A 17,565-nucleotide genomic window follows, 5' to 3' on the forward strand; every position below is an offset into this window, starting at 1 on the left:
CTTATCTAAGGCATCGCTAAGCGATGCTTTTTTTTATGGAGATTTTCATTTTACGTCATTGCGGGTGAAGCGATGCAATCTGTATTATAACAAACAGATTGCTTCCAATATACCCTGTCTGCCGACAGGCAGGCTTAATCCCCTCCGAGGACGGGAGACACAGACAGCATGAATTTGACGTAACTACTATTTTAAAAAAGCAAAAAATAAATTGAATGGCACTATCCGCTTTCCCCTCTTGAGAGGGGATAAAGGGGTGTGTGCTGATTTTCCAGATAGCAGTTGTTTGCAGCAATATCGTGCCACGATGAGTAACCCGTCATCCTATGTTTGCAGAAAACTAATTTGAACTGAGGAATAAATATCTTGTAGGAAATTTTATTAATCAATTCAAACAGAAGAGCAGGAAAGGATAAAGATTAAGTACCGTCATAGGTAGTGTGATACCGTTCGAAATGCTAATCACCTTTCCCTTCTGAGTTGTAAACTTGGACAGTTCATAGTGCCATGAGCACGTATTTAGGATAGATAAGTCAACAACCAGATAGCTCTCCAGTTTGAGAAAAACTCAAATTTATCATGACAAAAGTAGTAAATTATGTTGGAGTAGATGTCTCCAAAGAGACTTTAGATGTAGCCATACCGAAAGAAGATGGCTGCTATGTACACAAAAAGATTAGCAATAATCCACTGGGTTTTAAAGCATTATCAAATATTTGCCGAAAGATGCCTGCATAGTGATGGAAGCTACCAGTAGTTACTATATGCCGTTTGCGTATTATTTACATTCGCAGCAAATATTGTTAAGTATTGTAAATCCATTGTCAGTAAATCATTTTTGTAAGATGCGAATGAGTAGAGCTAAAACAGACAGGAAAGATGCCGCCATGATAGCACAATATGGTAAGAGTGAAACACCAAGATTATGGCAACCCAAAGCAGAACATCTTTTAGAACTCCAGCAATTACAAGCGATTCTGGATAATCTCACCAAACAAAAAACAAGTTGTAGTAATCAATTAGAAGCTTTTGTCAGTAGTGGGAAGATGAGCAAGGATGTCAGTAAAATTATTAAGAAACAGATTGCTTTTTATGATAAGGAGATAAAAAAGTAGAAATAAAAATGGTTGCTATCACAGAAAAACATCATTCAGAACTGTATAAAAATTTACAGACGATACCAGGTTTAGGTAAACGTACTTCGATGTTATTAATAGTTGTAACAGATGGATTTACAAAGTTTGAGAATGCAAAAGAATTAGTAAGTTATATTGGCATCTGTCCAAGGTTATATGAATCAGGTACAAGTGTAAAAGGTAAAAGCAGAATATGTAAAATGGGAATGAGTCGAATGCGACAATTATTATATTTATGTTCTATGCGAGCCATGAGTTCAAATAAACAATGTAAAGAAATGTACGAACGATTAAAACAAAGAGGAAAAAAATGGAAAATTAGCATTAGTAGCTTTAGCAAACAAACTTGTCAGACAAGCATTTGCCATAGGCACAGGAAATATAGCTTACAATCCTAATTTTTCTTTAAAATAATTTGGATATTTACACAGTTCATTTCGACGACAGGAGAAATCCCGCTAATGCAAAGCATTAACTAATCCGGTCTTTCTGATTCAATTCGGGATTCCTCTCTTCGTTCGGAATGACGGCACTCATTTCGTGTTTTTTCGTCATTCCGACGAGGTAGGAGGAGAAATCCATAATTTTAGATGGATTTTTTAAAAAATAATCCGCATAAACCGTACACAGTATATTTTTTTTGTGTATATTAGATTTATGCTTTCTCAAAGTCAAACATCCATCGTCCATCGACCATCGTCCATCGTCCATCATCCATCGTCCATCGTCCATCGTCCATCGTCCAAATTATAATACCCTGCAAGATAGCTGTTTCTGCCGGACAACGGCTCCCATTCTTTCCACCACTTCTTCTTAGTTCCCTTTTTTCAAAAGATACGTTTTCCACGATTTTATTTCATCATTCTTAAAATAAACCACTATGAAAAGAAAGTCATCTCTCGTCTTATTATCCATCACCATCCTGATTGCCGGCCTATTCGGCTGTAAGAAAGATTCTACGGATAACACACCCATAAACGGCGGGGTGGTATTTACCTCACAATTGGTTTTCATATCTACGACAAATGTAACAGAAGAACAGTATACGGCTACTTTAGGCGATGTGAATGTCAGTGTTTTGAAGATTAACGATACGGTTGCAGTGTTTCAGGTGCCCGGAAGCTTCGCAGTTGGTAATACAAAATTGAGCATACCTGATTTAAACAACCTGATAGTAAATTACGAAGTAAAAATGACGGTTCTTGCCAATACGCCTGATATTGTTCTGAAAGAACTGTTCGACAACATAGATGTTTTCCTTGGCGGCATAGGCTCAGGAGCGGATGACACGTATGTGCAGTCTGTTCTAAGCAGCCTGGATGAATTTTACAGCACAGCCACTGCAGCGGATAAGACGAAAATGGCCATCTATTATCAGGCGAACAAGGAATTATTCAATGGTATCATAAATGATGACTTCACCTTGCAGAGGATGGGTAGTTTAGGTGAATGCACAGTCACTTTGCTTAAATTTGTAGTTACTTCGTTTCCATTCGCTGCAGGAGTGGCAGTAGCCTGGCTGGCGCCGGATCCGGTTGAGAAGCTGTTAGCAGTCGTAGTGGCATCAATTGGGTGGCGCTATACCAAACTGCATTATGTGGAATTTACAGACTGTCTGATGAAAGCAGTTAATTTTGTGATTGACGGGATATCATCTTCCGTTAACGGACGCATCTTAAATTCATACATCAATTACACAGATGACATAGCATTAAGTTCCTCGTTTTCCAACATCGGCAGAGGCGTAATAGCAGGAGACAGAGGCGCATCTGCCGGAGTGGACAAATTTTTTACGACTTATGATTTGGTCAACTCGTCCATCAGCAGGCTAAATACAATCATCACATTTGTAAATGATAATGTATTGTTTACGGATATCGATCTTGTCGATCCTTTTGTTGTAGCTGGAAGTAATACCGAATCTGAAGCAAGTGTAACAGAAGAGGTATTTAATGCCATGAGTTTTTCCGTGGCATCTTCGAATGTTTCCATAAAATCAAAAAGCTTTAGTGACGGCAATATAAATCTTACCCTGAAGATAAATGATCCAGCTGCAGTTTCCGGAGATTATATCGATACCGAGTTGAATTATTCCTATTCCGATTACTTTAATAGTATTAGCGGAAAATTTCTGATTAGGGTGAATAAAGGAGGCTGCGATGGACCTTCTACCGTAACTGATATAGATGGCAATGTATATAATGTAGTAAAAATAGGCAACCAGTGCTGGATGAAAGAAAACCTAAAAACCACGCGTTACAATGATGGCAGCGCCATACCTACAGGTTTAAGTAATACAGCCTGGGAAGCCACCACAAACGGAGCATATGCCATTTATGATAACAATGCAGCAAACAATACCACTTATGGTAAATTATACAACTGGTATGCAGTAAACACCGGCAAATTGGCACCTGCCGGCTGGCATGTACCTACCGATGCAGAATGGACAACCTTAACAACCTATTTAGGTGGAGTTCGAGTAGCAGGTGGCCCTATGAAAGCTACCACTTTATGGGCCAGCCCAAATGTAGGAGCAACGAACAGCAGCGGTTTTACAGGTCTTCCTGCCGGTTACCGGGCGGCAATGGTACGTTCATCTACATTGGGAACACAGGTTACTTTTGGTCTTCTACGGAGGCCAATACAAACAATGCAAGGGGCCGCTATCTGAATTACAATAGTTCGGATGCATATGATTTAACAACCTAAGGAAAATGGCTTTTCTGTTCGTTGTGTAATGGATTAACTATTTTTATAGTTGATTTATTTACCCCTAAATCCCCTAAAGGGGACTTATATAACATCGTGGCATGGTAACCGTGCCACGATAAGCAAACCAAAAGGCAGAGGGAAAGCCCAAAAGCCTAACGTCATTTCGATCCGCCAGCCGGCGGAGAGAGATTTTGCTCTCTCCATAAGTAATATCTTCCCTGAAAAGGCAAGATCTCTCTCCCGATTATCATCGGAATCGAGATGACAGTTGCCAATAAAAATGCAAAACAGCACCACCCTGCACCACGTCATTTCGACGAGGCACGAGGAGAAATCCCGAAAAATAAAGTACTATTCCTAATTCGGATTTTCTAATTCAATTCTGGATTCATCGCTACGCTCTGAATGACGGTTCTAATTTTCGTTTCGCGTCATTTCGACGATAGGAGAAATCCCAAAGTGAATAGAACTATCTAAAATATTTTTTATTTTTATTGAATGCAAAGAGGCGGTTGCGTATACATACTTACCAATAAGAATAAAACAACCTTATATGTAGGAGTTACTGCAGATTTATTTGGCAGAATTCAGGAACATAAATGTGGTTTAAATAAATATAGCTTCAGCTATAAATACAATCTACATTATTTGATTTACTATGAATTCTTTTCAAGGATTGAAGAAGCTATTGCACGAGAAAAAGAAATAAAAAAATGGCGGCGTGAGAAGAAAGAAAATTTAATTAATTCGATGAATCCTCAATGGAATGATTTGATTGATAGTGAAGATATATGAAAAGAACCCCACGTCATTACGACGAGGAACGAGGAGAAATCTCGCTAATGCAAAGTACCAACTAACTCGGTATTTCTAAAACAATTAGAGATCTCTCACTACGTTCGAGATGACGGTGCTCATTTTAGATTTGTGTCATTTCTGCCATTAGGTAGAAGTGCACGGATAGGAGGAGATATCTCCTGCATTTTCTACACCGGCAAACTATTATCATAAATCTGCTGTTTGTCCTCCATGTCATTGAAAAGAACCATGGCGGCTATGGTGCGGGAAGGTCCGATGAAGAAATGAAGATCGTTTTTGGTGACGTAATAAAATACAGCACTGATCAGCGCGGCTCCCTCCAGCAAGGCCATCTGTACAATGAAAGCGCTTCTGAAAATTCCGATTTTTCCGGAAAGGGATAGGGTAGTCATGGCCTGGCGGGTACGCATAAAAAACAAGAACCTGGACAGCAGCACACTGATAAATCCGACAGCGATACCAATGATTTCCATCAACGGATTATTATCCGGTTGTGCGTTGGCATCGTGTTTGACCAGATAGCGGAATAAAAACAAGACGATGATGACACCGCCGCACAAGGCTGCATGAAGGATGCTGAGTATTCTGAACTGAGTCCCGACAGTTTGCTGGTTTTCCATACGATAGTTTGCATAAAGATACGATTACCGTTTTTAACTGGCTATATTTTTCCAAATAGTTCGGTGAGTTTTTGGGTGCGGTAATCGAATATTTCCAGCAGCTTCTTACGGATAAAGATCTTATTGGCGAGATCGCCGACAAGCCCGAACGGAATTTTATAATGGACGACATCTGTCATCTCCACGCCGCCGTCAATGGCTTTGAAAAAATGCTTATGATGCCAGAGGCTGTAAGGCCCGAACCGTTGTTCATCCACAAAATATTCCCTTTCTTTCATATGGGTTATTTCCGTCACCCACTCCATGGGCAGGTGCAGCACAGGCCGGACAACATAACTGATAATCATGCCCGGAAAAATCTTTGCCTCGGCGTCTTCCGAGGTTACTTTGAAACTCATGTAATCCGGTGTGATTGTTTTCTGGTTTGCCGGCGAGGAGAAAAAATCCCAGGCTTTGTCCAGGTCAATCGGCAGTTTCTGTGTGCTTTTCAGGCTATGTAAGCTCATCGTGTTACAATTTGTAAGGTTATTTTAGCGCGTCTTTAACTAAACAATATACGGCCGGAATGGTTGTATGGAATCTAACTTTTAGCATGAAAATTATATCTTTGTTGTATATTTAGGGTATGAAGCATAAATGGAATATTCGATTATTTATAACGATTATGGTGTTTCTGGCTGTTTCCTGTAAGAAAGAGACCGAAACGATAAATGTTGATTTAGGGTATAATTATTTCCCCGATGACTCCGGTTCGTTTGTGATTTATAAAGTAGACTCTACCATTTATGATGATTTTACTGCAACGGTACGAAAATCTACCATATATCTGAAAGAAGTCATCACCAAACAATTTCCGGATAATCTGGGCAGAACCGCGCGGGAGATTGACCGCTACTATGGCGCTTCACCGACAAGCGGCTGGCAGTTCAATAATGTTTTTTATACCGTAAGAACAAATAAAGTCGCAGAAAGGGTGGAAGACAACCTTCGCTATGTTAAATTGGTTTTCCCCAATAACTTGAATGACCGGTGGTTGGGAAACAAGTATATCATATCACCGCCGCCCTATATCCTGGATGCATCCAACTACAGGGTGGATGACTGGCAATACAGCATAGATGAAAAAGACGAGAGTTATGATAATTCGTATAAGATTTTCGACTCTACCATGACGGTCTTTCATATTTATGATTCGTCTGCCATCAACAAGACTTATTCACTGGAGAAATATGCCCGGAATGTGGGGTTGGTATATAAAGAACTTTGGATCGTTACCGGGCAAACCAATATTGGTCAGCCCTGGGAAGACAGAGCACAGAAGGGTTTTATTTTGCGCCAATACGCAATAGACTATGGTAAAGAATAAATACATTTTATCTTTCTTATTATTCATTCCACTCTTCAGTTTTGCAGAAAGCAATCTTAAGAAATTTATTGTCTATTTTAAAGATAAACCTTCCGATATTCAGATAGAATCCCTTTTCTCCGCCAAAGCCATGGAGAAAAGAAAGCTGTATCAGCTACCTTTTGACTATAGAGATTATCCTGTCGATAATTCATATATAGAACAATTGAAACAGCAAGGGATGAAGGTATTAACCGTCTCAAACTGGCTGAATGCAGCCGTGGTGGAAACGTCTGCACACCTTAAATCTCTTAAAAAGAAACCATTTATTTCAGACGTTGTTTTAATACCGAACACACATGGTTCGTCAATAGCCCATGTTCAGCATATTGAAACATGTGAAGAAATACAGGACTTTGAAGATGGTTATGTGAATTCATTTGCACAGTTTCACATGCTGAACGGAGAGTACCTGCATGAACAGGGCTTTAATGGAGAAGATATGACCATAGCCATTTGCGATGCCGGATTTCAGAATGCCAATGTGAATCCTGCTTTCAGTGCGTTATTTTCCGAAAACAGGGTGTTGGGTACCTATGATTATGTCAACGGTGATTCCACCGTATTCGAACCTACTGTCCATTATCATGGCTCCAATTGCTTATCTTTTATTGCCGGAAAAAAAGATAATCAATATCTGGGCGCATCTTCCAGATCAGATTTTTATTTATTTCAGACGGAATACGAACCTACGGAACGGCTGCAGGAAGAATTTAACCTGGCAACAGCATTGGAGCGTTGTGCACAGCTGGGTGTGGATGTAGTCAGCATTTCTTTAGGCTATCTGGATGTGTTTGATGTTCCATCAGAAAATCACGATACGTCTGATTTGAGAAAAAATAATACCCCTGCTGCCAGGGCTGTGAATATTGCAGCGTCCAAAGGTATGCTGGTAGTGGTGGCTGCCGGAAATGAGGGTGCTCATCCCTGGAGATACATCACAACTCCCGCCGATGCGGACAGTGCCTTTGCAATCGGTGCGGTAGATATCAATGGTGTGGTTGCCTCATTCAGCAGTTACGGATTGCCGAACGAAACCCGCGTGAAACCGAATGTGGCAGCGATAGGGAAAGGGGCTTATTATATAAATTCAACCGGAAATGTGGTGGGTGGCGGAAACGGTACTTCCTATGCGACACCTGTAATTGCAGGGTTTTCAGCCTGTCTGTGGCAGGCATTCCCATCTAAAAGCGCCTGGGAAATTAAGACCGCTGTAGAACAGAGTGCATCCCAATACCTGACTCCTGATGACCGGATTGGCTATGGTATTCCGGATTTTAAGAAAGCCTATTCTATTTTAGCGGCACCATCTTTTGTTTCAGATGCACAACTGGAAAAAGACTTTCTCATATATCCCAATCCTTTCCATCAAACAATCCTAATCAATAATCTGGGTAATACCACCATTCAATCCGTTCAAATCTACAATCAGCTTGGACAGATGGTGTATTCTCAGGATACTCCTGCATCCATGTCTTTAGAGTTGGGCGCTTTTCCCGACGGGATGTATTTAATCCAGATAACTACAGCGAAAGGGATTCTTCTGAAAAAATTAATTAAGGATTAATTTGTATTGTTGGCTTAACTGCCTATTTTTAAGGATTCAATGCAATTCATGAAATTCCTTTGTCTGCTGCCTTTTGTTTTTGTTTTTCTGTTTGTCCATACTGTTTTTTCACAGGAGGATAAGGCGGAAAGGTATACGATCAGCGGTTACCTTAAAGATGTAAAGAATGGGGAGGTGCTGATTGGCGCCAATGTATATGTACAGGGCAATAACGCTTTGGGTGCTACCACCAATCTTTATGGATTCTATTCTTTGCTGTTGCCAAAAGGTAAATATCAGATAGCTTTTTCTTACCTGGGATTCAATACAAAAATTACGGATGTGGAGTTAGACAAAGAGACAAGACTTAATGTCGAGTTATCGGATGATGCTAAAGTTCTGGATGAAGTGGTGGTAACGGATGAGCGTAAAGACGAAAATGTCCGTACAACGGTTATGGGCAAAGAAGAACTTTCCATAGAAAGGATTAAATCCATTCCGGCGTTTATGGGCGAGGTGGACATCATCAAGGCGCTGCAGCTGCTGCCGGGAGTACAGGCAGCAGGAGAGGGCAATTCAGGAATATATGTGCGCGGAGGCGGCCCTGACCAGAATTTAGTGTTGTTAGACGATGCGATTGTTTATAATACCGGACATTTATTTGGTTTCTTTTCGGTGTTCAATTCCGATGCAGTAAAAAACACAACCTTGTATAAGGGCGTAATGCCGGCTAATTTCGGAGGCCGTTTATCATCGGTCATTGATGTGCAGATGAAAGAGGGAAACTCGAAGCGTTTTGAATTACAGGGCGGAATTGGAATTATATCTTCCAGGCTGACTTTCCAGGGGCCCCTTCAAAAACAATATTCCACCAAAAAGAATAAGGGTTCGTTTTTAATTTCTGGAAGACGAACCTATCTTTTTGATATCATCCAGCCACTGATCAAGAAAACTGATTTTGCAGGCACCAATTATTATTTCTATGATCTGAACATCAAGGCAAATTATCAGTTTTCGGATAAGGACAGACTGTATATCAGCGGGTATTTTGGCAGGGATGTGTTTACCTATAATTCCAGCCAGAACCAGACGAAAGTGAAAATACCATGGGGCAATGCAACCGCTACCGTTCGCTATAATCATTTGTTCAACGACAAGGTGTTCATGAATATGTCGTTTATCTTTAATGATTATAAATTTAATTTTTCCGGTGAACAGTTGGATCTGGCCTTCAATGCCAGTTCCGGCGTAAGAGATTATAATTTGAAATTTGATTTTGACTATTATATCAACACCAAACATAAATTAAAATTCGGGACATCCTATACGCATCACCGGATGTCGCCCATACAGGCTACCGCCCGATCCGGAGAGACGGATTTTGAGAACAGTATCAACAAACGCTATTCACATGAGATTGCCATGTATGTTGATCATGAATATGATTTGAATGAACACCTGAAGTTTGATTTCGGATTCAGGTTAAGTTTGTTTCAGCATATCGGCCCCTTTACCGAAGTCAAAGGAGATAATATCAGCGGATATGACAGCACCGTCTATAAACGAGGCAAGCCCATAAAAACCTATGTTGGCCCGGAGCCGCGTTTCAGTATGCGCTATGCTTTCGGAAAAGACAACTCCATTAAATTCGGAACCGGATTGAATTATCAGTATATCCATCTGGTATCCAATTCGAACAGTACGCTGCCGACCGATGTTTGGGTGCAAAGTTCCAATGTTGTCAAACCGCAGATGGCATTACAGTATTCAGTAGGTTATTTCAGGAATTTTAAAGATGATATGTTTGAGGCTTCTATTGAGTTGTATTTTAAACATCTCTGGAATCAGATTGAATACAGTCAGTATTATGTCCAGGAATTGAATGTAGATCAGGAAACCGGTTATGTGTTTGGAAAAGGAAAGGCATACGGAGCTGAATTTTTTATTAAGAAAAGGACCGGAAAACTGAACGGATGGATAGGTTATACCATTTCGCGCAGTGACCGGACATTCAAGGAATTAAACGACGGCAAGACTTTCCCGGCAAAATTTGACCGTACGCACGATGTTTCCATGAATATAAATTATGATATAAGCAAGGTTTGGAGCGTAGGGGCAACCTGGGTGTATGCAACGGGAAATGCCTTTACATTGCCCAATGAATTGTATTTTATAGAATTTGGGTACGCATGTTTGGATTTATCCCTGACAATAAGTCCGATACCCAAAAGAAAACCAAACAGAAGATGGAGATCCAGCTATAATTTTTCCATTTATAATGTATATAACCGAAAAAACACCTATTTCATCTATTATAAAACAGAAGGAAGTCTGGTCAGTGGGAATTTAAAGTTTACGCCCGTCAATGTTTCTTTGTTTCCCGTTATTCCTTCCTTCACCTGGAATTTTAAGTTTTAAAAATGAAGAGTATTTTCCACAAGCTTCTATTATTACTGCCTCTGGCAGCTATCCTGATTTCATGTGAAAAGGAAATAGATTTAAATATCCAGCCTCCTGCAGATGCAGTGGTTGTTGAAGGACATATCGAAAACGGACTTCCACCGTATGTGCTGCTTACCAGGAATTCTGCATTTTTCGGCAATATCAATATCAATGACATCTCCTCTTATTTCATCAGCGGTGCATCCATTACCGTGCTGACTGATGATGATTCGGTTCAGCTGGTTGAATATAATACAGCACTTTTACAGCTGCTTCCGGACTCATTGGCCATCGCATTGGCTGCACAGTTCGGACTGTCTATTCAAAGTGCTGCAGATTTTCCTCCGATTACAATATATACCGTTGCCTTATCAGATACCGATTTTACCGGTAAAGTGGGCAAGCAGTATGATTTGCGTATTCGGTTAAATGATAAGATCATTACCGCCGCAACAACCATTCCTAAACCGGTTTATTTTGATTCGCTGTGGCTTCAGCCGCATCCCAATCCATTGTATGTGGATTCATTTTTTCAGGTATATGGCAGATTGAAAGATCCGATTGAACCCGGCAATTATTACCGTTATTTTTCCAAAGCAGACAATGAACCATTTCTGATAAGTGATCAGTCTGTATTTGACGATGCCTTTATAAACGGGAAGAAGTTTAATATTTTTATTCCGAAAGGGTATCCGGTAGGATCAAAGCGCAGCACAAACTTTAACACCAGCGGGTACTGGACTATCAGCGATTCTGTGTGTACGGTTAAGCTTTGTATGATTGATAAGCCGCATTACGATTTCTGGCGCACCCTAGAGAGTAACCGAATACGCCAGGGTAATCCGTTCGGGGCCGTGGTATTTGTAAAATCAAATGTGAATGGCGCACTGGGTGTGTGGGGCGGATATGGCAGCATCACGGGCAGTTTCAGGCGGATTTGATACGGCAGTAAAATGTCCATGCATCAGGTGTCATTAATCAGTATTGTTTCATCTTTTTTTGTATTTTTATAAATACAGTTTCAAGCTGTTATCAAAAATCATAACTATGTCTTTGAAAGATTTATTTCGCACCAAACCGATAAATGCCATATTGAAGGAAGCGGATCTGCATCCTGATGTTATTGAGTCACATGGCAGTGCGGAAGGGTTGCACCGGAACCTGAGCGCTGTGGATCTGACGGCATTAGGGATAGCAGCCATCATTGGTGCCGGTATTTTTTCTACTGTCGGAAGTGCGTGTTTTGATGGAGGACCTGCCGTCATTTTCCTGTTTATCGGTATTGCGGTTGCCTGTGGGTTTTCCGCTCTCTGCTATGCTGAATTTGCTTCCCGCATCCCGATTGCCGGCAGTGCCTATACCTATTCGTATGCAGTATTCGGTGAGATGATAGCCTGGATTATCGGATGGGACTTGTTGCTGGAATATGCCATCGGCAATGTTACGGTCGCAATAGCCTGGAGCGGAAATTTTGTCAATTTCCTGCAGGGGTTCGGAATCCATTTGCCCGGATACCTGACGACCAGTTTTTTGGAAGCTAAGAATAATATTCCTGAATTATGGGCTTCAGCACCAAGGTTCTTGGGTATACCAATTATCTTGAATATTCCGGCATTTATCATCAATATATTCATAACTGTACTGGTGTATGTCGGAATCAAAGAGTCTAAGAATTTTGCCAACGGCATGGTGATCTTCAAGGTTTTGGTAATTATAGGGGTCATAATTATCGGTATTTTTTATGTGCATCCCGGAAATTGGATACCCTTCGCTCCAAATGGTGCTGTCGGGGTATTGAAAGGTGTTTCAGCTGTTTTCTTTGCATACATTGGCTTTGATGCCATATCTACCACTGCGGAAGAGTGCAAAAACCCGCAACGTGATTTGCCCCGCGGTATGATCTATTCCTTAATACTGTCAACGCTGCTCTATGTTTCCGTGGCTTTGGTACTTACGGGTATGGTGCATTATTCAAAATTAAATACGGAAGCGTTTCTGGCAACTGCCTTCAAATCTGTCGGATTGAACTGGATAGGAGGGGTGGTTGCATTCAGTGCCCTGATCGCCACGGCCAGCGTCATGCTGGTTTTTCAGATTGGCCAACCACGAATATGGATGAGCATGAGCAGGGACGGATTATTGCCCCAAAAATTTGCTACCGTGCATCCGAGGTTTAAGACACCCACTTTTGCCACTATTGTAACAGGTCTTTTAGTGGGTATTCCCTGCTTATTCTTAGATGCGGATCTGGTAACGGATATGTGCAGCATTGGAACATTATTCGCCTTTATCCTGGTGTGCGGAGGTGTCATCATCTTACAGCAAAAGGACAATAAGCATGCAGCGGATAATCGTCTGTCAAAACCAAAATTTAAAACACCTTTTGTGAGCGGAAAGTATATTGTACCCGTTCTGACCGTCACAGCATTCCTGCTTTTTTTCAGCCAGCAAGACAGTTTATCCGAGATATTTCCGTTTCAAAATGGCTTTAATGTTTGGCAGCATCAGATACCTTTCTGGTTATTTTTGCTGCTTTCCGTTTTCGTTTCGATTAAAACATACATGAAGAATTGGTCCGTTATTCCGGTGCTGGGATTTTTAAGTTGTTCTTATCTGTTGTCTACTTTAGGAGTTGTCAACTGGCTGCGTTTCATCATTTGGCTTGCTCTCGGATTAATTATTTATTTCTTATATGGAATTAAAAACAGTAAATTACGTAAGAATTAATGGAAGGTAAGCAAATGTATACTTTATAGATTTACGTACAATCAATTGATTTTCTCAATTAAACATAGAATCATTTTTAAAAACCAAACTACATCGTATGAAATTTGTATACGTAAATTGATTGGATGGAATGTATTTTTGTGTTGTACTATGAAAAACCATTTACTGATAATATTAAGCCTTTTTTTTGCTTCCACTATGTCTGAAGCGCAAAACGGTAAGTCTACGTTTACACATTTGGTTGTATCACCGGATAAGATTTCGGCAAATACGCCATTGCAGATAAATATCTACCTGGTCATCGATTCAGTTCCGTTACAAAAAAATACTTTTGTTAAACTGATTTTTCCTAAAGAATTTTCTCAATTTGCCTTTGACAACAATCCACCTCCGTTTCCGCCGCTTCCCTCCCTGCAGAGAGGCTATTGCCGTTCGTCCGGCAACCGTGGATTAAAGGCTTCCATAGTGAGTATTAAACTGACCAGAGATGAATTTATTGGATCTTCACCTTACAACGGTTATAAACATGACGATAATGAGTATCTTATGACTATACGGTTAGATACGCTATTTGGAATAGGCGATACGCTCATACTTACATACGGGTACGGTGCTGCCTTAAATTATGTCATTCCACCTAATATATCCTTCCGTTCCGCATTTAAAGCTATGATAGATTTTGACAGGAACGGGGTTTACAGCCATCAGCAACATACGGGTTCTATCGTTTCTAAACCTAAAAGAGCGGATGTCCTGCAATTGATACTTTCATCCACGGGTAAGGTGAATAAACCGACATTATTGAAGGCGGTTATTTTTGATGATAATGTCAGTTCAGTTCCATACTTCACCGGAAGTTTCAATGTCACCTGCACCGATGCGTCTGCAACCTATAATTCGACGATTCAGTTTACGACTGCTGACAGCGGTCATGTTGAAATACCCATTACATTCGGGCAGAATGGAGTATTCAGCTGTAACGCCCGGCAAACAAGCGGAAACAGCACCATTTCTAAAATATATGCATCCAACCCTATAAATGTTTCGGAGGATTCAATGCAGATTTTCTGGGGAGAATTTCATACACATACGGAATACAGCAGGGACGGACAGGGGCAGGACGCGTTTAAATATGCGAGAAATGCAGTAGGGTTGGATTTTTTCGCACAAACGGATCATTCGGATGGCAATGCAGAGTATGGGTTAGATTCCAGCGAATGGAATGATATTCTGCAAAATGTCAGGTTTTATAACCAACCCGGCAGATTCGTCGCGTTTATGGGGTTTGAAAACAGTATGAACACACCATCCGGGCATTATAATACCATCTTTAATGCTCCGGACTCTTTATTGTATGCTGTTCCAAACATTCCGAAGATGCTGTACAATTCCATTCAAAGGATGTGGAGCAGGTTAGACAGTATGGACAACAGAATTGAAGCCATAACCATACCGCATCACAGCGGCAAGATTTTTTCTGTTTTTCCTACACCTGTCTGTAATTTCTGCAATACATTTGGAGGAACTTATGCCAATATAAGGTATAAGATGACAGCCGAAATTTACAGCGGTCACGGACAGTGTGAATCCTACAATCCTCAGCATGGTTTGTCGTATGAGAGTTTGAATGCCACGACCAAATCAAACAACGGCAGCAATTATATTCAGGATGCACTGGCATTGCGTGAAAAGCTGGGTATCATAGCCAGCTCTGACAACCATGTTGCCAGAGCTACTCAAAAACAGTTCGGTTCATTTGCGGTAATTGCGGACAGTCTGGAGCGAAACAATCTGTTCCATCATATTAAAGACAGGCATACCTATGCCACCACCGGAGAACGGATAGCTATGAAGTTTTATATCAACAACCATCTGATGGGAGACGAGATAGGTATTGGATGTGAGGAATATCCCGAACTGAAGATATCCGTAGACGGAACAGATGCGTTGGATTATATTCAGGTATTAAAATGGGATTTTAAGAACGGAGTTTACTCTTCGGATAACCACCCTCTTTTTAATGTTATAAAGACATACAGTTTTTCAGGCAATACATCAGGATTTAATGATTCTTTAGTGGATGGTTTTATGACGGATACCAGTGTCTATTATATCCGAGTTAAACAAAAAAATAAAATTGACGACCGGGAAGTATGGGCATGGTCCAGTCCGATATGGGTGAATAAGGTAAACTGTGACACCGCCACGAAAGATGTGTTGCTTCCATTGGATGCAGCGGATTCATCCGCAGGCAATCAGTATAAGATACATGTTGCCTGGGCTGTCAGAAATCAGGTGAATACGGATTATTTCATTCTGGAGAGGAGCAGGGATAACAGTCATTTCTCCGCCTATGCACACATAAGTGCCGCAGGAGAGCCCGGTGATTCCGTTGCATATACCTATGTGGATTCATTTCCCGACAACCCTGTTTTATATTACAGAGTAAAGATGGTTTCCTTCTTTGATTCCGTTAGTTATTCGAATGCCGATTCCGTCAGCATACGTTTTGGAAACGATTCGATACATTCATTCAGTGCAGTGCTGCAGCGGAATGGTGTAAAAATTGATTGGACAGGCTTGGAATATTTGAGCAATCGTTATGAATTGAATCGTGCACCCATCCGGAACGATCTTACCGTAATCGATTCGCGTGCTCCCCTATACAGAGATGAATTATCCCATTATTCGTTTCTGGATGAATTGCCTTTAAAGGATTCTTCCATATACAATGTCATTATGAAATTTCCGAACGGCACATTTAAGTTGTCGGGAACGGATACCGTCTATTTTGTGATGGATTCCATCGTTGATTTTTATACTCAGCTTATAGGGGATACGGTTTTAATTGCCTGGAAGGGGGTACATGAACATAAAACATCTTTCTACGAGGTTCAGAAAAGCATAAACAGGATAGTTTACAATACGTTGGAAACTGTTATTCCGCAGGGCGGTATCTTTGATACCGTTTCCTATATCCGTTATGACACGCTTCCGCTTCCGGGAATCAATTATTACAAGATAAAGCAAGTAATTGCCGGTGAATCTGACCATCATACTTCGCTTGATTCGCAGCGGATCATATCCAGCGGAATCCATGCCGGTTTCCTTAACGGATTTTCTATGAAGGTGTTGAATTCATTTATGCAGGAAGGGAAAACGGATCTGAATATAAAAACAACTTCTGCCGTTGCTGTTTCAGGAAGTTTTCTGATAGTGGATGTCATGGGCAGGGTGTTACACCGTGAAATGGTATTGATACCGGGCGGGAATGGTCATTTTATACTGCCTGCAGCCTCTTTTGTTTCTAATGTATATTTCCTGATTTTTAAATCGGACGATATATTCATCAAACATACATTCTTTATCTTAGATGAACATTAGTGTGTACTGATGGATGTTAAATTTTACGGATTTTGATTTTATAACAAATTTTTAGCATTCCCTGCCGAAATATTTTCGGATATTTAATTGTATAAATGAGCCGATATGTCCCAATCTAACTGTCTATTTGTATTTGTTATGTTTTTAGGTTCTATGGTGTTTGCTGAAAGTTCTAATAATGCAGACCATTATACCTATTCTGTTGAATTACCTACAACCATACAATTTGATCAGCATGCTTATGATGTAAAAGATACGCTCGATCCCATGCTATTATTCATTGCGGATTATCTGAAAGAAAAGACCAGCATTACCAAATTGCGTATTGAAGGGCATGTATATACGGAAAAATCTCCGGAAGAAAATCTGAAACTCAGTTTGCAGCGTGCCGCTATGATAAGCTATTACCTGACTGAAAAAGGAATTGATTGCCAACGTTTGATTCCGGTTGCTTTTGGTGATACCAAACCCATTGCTCCGTTAGATGAATGCAACCTGTTAACGAATACCCGAATAGGATTCTACATTGCCGAATTAAACAACAAGTCTACTCCCGGAAATGCGGCAGATGGTTATGCGAAAAAACGGTTTAACCCTTGTGAATATTAAAAAAGAATGGCTTAACTCTTAAAAAAATAACCCCTGACGATTTCAGGGGTTTTTAATGTTTCTGTGAGGGTTTTTAGGCTTCTTTAGGGTCGCCGGGTGTTTTTACTAATCTATATTAACACTTTAATTTTACAATCGCCATTATTTTCTTAACATTTTTTA

The 17,565-nt window shown here is 40.5% G+C and carries 12 protein-coding genes and 1 pseudogene; 10 read left to right on the forward strand and 3 right to left on the reverse strand.

The window, feature by feature from the left end; all coding sequences use genetic code 11:
* The first annotated feature begins 579 nt into the window (after positions 1–579).
* A pseudogene (locus tag IPM95_00520) lies at positions 580–1,550 on the forward strand (IS110 family transposase).
* Positions 1,551–1,791: 241 nt separating this feature from the next.
* Here IPM95_00520 and IPM95_00525 read toward each other — a convergent pair.
* Positions 1,792–1,983 carry a hypothetical protein gene (locus tag IPM95_00525; protein MBK9327802.1) on the reverse strand — a complete coding sequence of 64 codons (192 nt, stop codon included), beginning with the start codon at positions 1,981–1,983 and terminating at the stop codon, positions 1,792–1,794.
* 33 nt (positions 1,984–2,016) lie between these two features.
* Here IPM95_00525 and IPM95_00530 point away from each other — a divergent pair, with 33 nt between their 5' ends.
* Positions 2,017–3,810, forward strand: coding sequence for a fibrobacter succinogenes major paralogous domain-containing protein (locus IPM95_00530; protein ID MBK9327803.1), 1,794 nt, complete (start codon positions 2,017–2,019; stop codon positions 3,808–3,810).
* A 539-nt stretch (positions 3,811–4,349) separates the two neighbouring features.
* Complete coding sequence (locus IPM95_00535) at positions 4,350–4,646, forward strand: GIY-YIG nuclease family protein (protein MBK9327804.1); 297 nt, start codon at positions 4,350–4,352, stop codon at positions 4,644–4,646.
* A gap of 191 nt (positions 4,647–4,837) precedes the next feature.
* Here the strand turns inward: IPM95_00535 and IPM95_00540 are convergent, their stop codons facing one another.
* On the reverse strand, positions 4,838–5,290 hold the full coding sequence (locus IPM95_00540) for a hypothetical protein (protein ID MBK9327805.1): 453 nt from the start codon (positions 5,288–5,290) through the stop codon (positions 4,838–4,840).
* A gap of 41 nt (positions 5,291–5,331) precedes the next feature.
* Positions 5,332–5,796, reverse strand: a complete 465-nt coding sequence (locus tag IPM95_00545) for an SRPBCC family protein (protein ID MBK9327806.1) — start codon at positions 5,794–5,796, stop codon at positions 5,332–5,334.
* A 119-nt stretch (positions 5,797–5,915) separates the two neighbouring features.
* Between IPM95_00545 and IPM95_00550 the strand changes: the two genes are divergently transcribed.
* The 7 genes from IPM95_00550 to IPM95_00580 all read left to right on the forward strand — a co-directional run bounded on the left by IPM95_00550 (position 5,916) and on the right by IPM95_00580 (position 17,403).
* Entirely contained in the window at positions 5,916–6,656 is a 741-nt protein-coding gene (locus IPM95_00550; GenBank protein MBK9327807.1) for a hypothetical protein, read from the forward strand.
* On the forward strand, positions 6,643–8,262 hold the full coding sequence (locus tag IPM95_00555) for a S8 family peptidase (GenBank protein ID MBK9327808.1): 1,620 nt from the start codon (positions 6,643–6,645) through the stop codon (positions 8,260–8,262). Before IPM95_00550 ends, IPM95_00555 begins: the two co-directional genes overlap by 14 nt.
* A 48-nt stretch (positions 8,263–8,310) precedes the next feature.
* On the forward strand, positions 8,311–10,659 hold the full coding sequence (locus tag IPM95_00560) for a TonB-dependent receptor (protein ID MBK9327809.1): 2,349 nt from the start codon (positions 8,311–8,313) through the stop codon (positions 10,657–10,659).
* A gap of 2 nt (positions 10,660–10,661) precedes the next feature.
* Positions 10,662–11,624, forward strand: a complete 963-nt coding sequence (locus IPM95_00565; protein ID MBK9327810.1) for a DUF4249 domain-containing protein — start codon at positions 10,662–10,664, stop codon at positions 11,622–11,624.
* 106 nt (positions 11,625–11,730) lie between these two features.
* On the forward strand, positions 11,731–13,410 hold the full coding sequence (locus IPM95_00570; protein MBK9327811.1) for an amino acid permease: 1,680 nt from the start codon (positions 11,731–11,733) through the stop codon (positions 13,408–13,410).
* 198 nt (positions 13,411–13,608) lie between these two features.
* Positions 13,609–16,794, forward strand: a complete 3,186-nt coding sequence (locus IPM95_00575) for a DUF3604 domain-containing protein (GenBank protein ID MBK9327812.1) — start codon at positions 13,609–13,611, stop codon at positions 16,792–16,794.
* A gap of 138 nt (positions 16,795–16,932) precedes the next feature.
* Positions 16,933–17,403, forward strand: coding sequence for an OmpA family protein (locus IPM95_00580; GenBank protein ID MBK9327813.1), 471 nt, complete (start codon positions 16,933–16,935; stop codon positions 17,401–17,403).
* The last annotated feature ends 162 nt before the right edge of the window (positions 17,404–17,565 follow it).

This window comes from Sphingobacteriales bacterium, assembly GCA_016719635.1.
Lineage (GTDB): Bacteria > Bacteroidota > Bacteroidia > Chitinophagales > JADIYW01 > JADJSS01.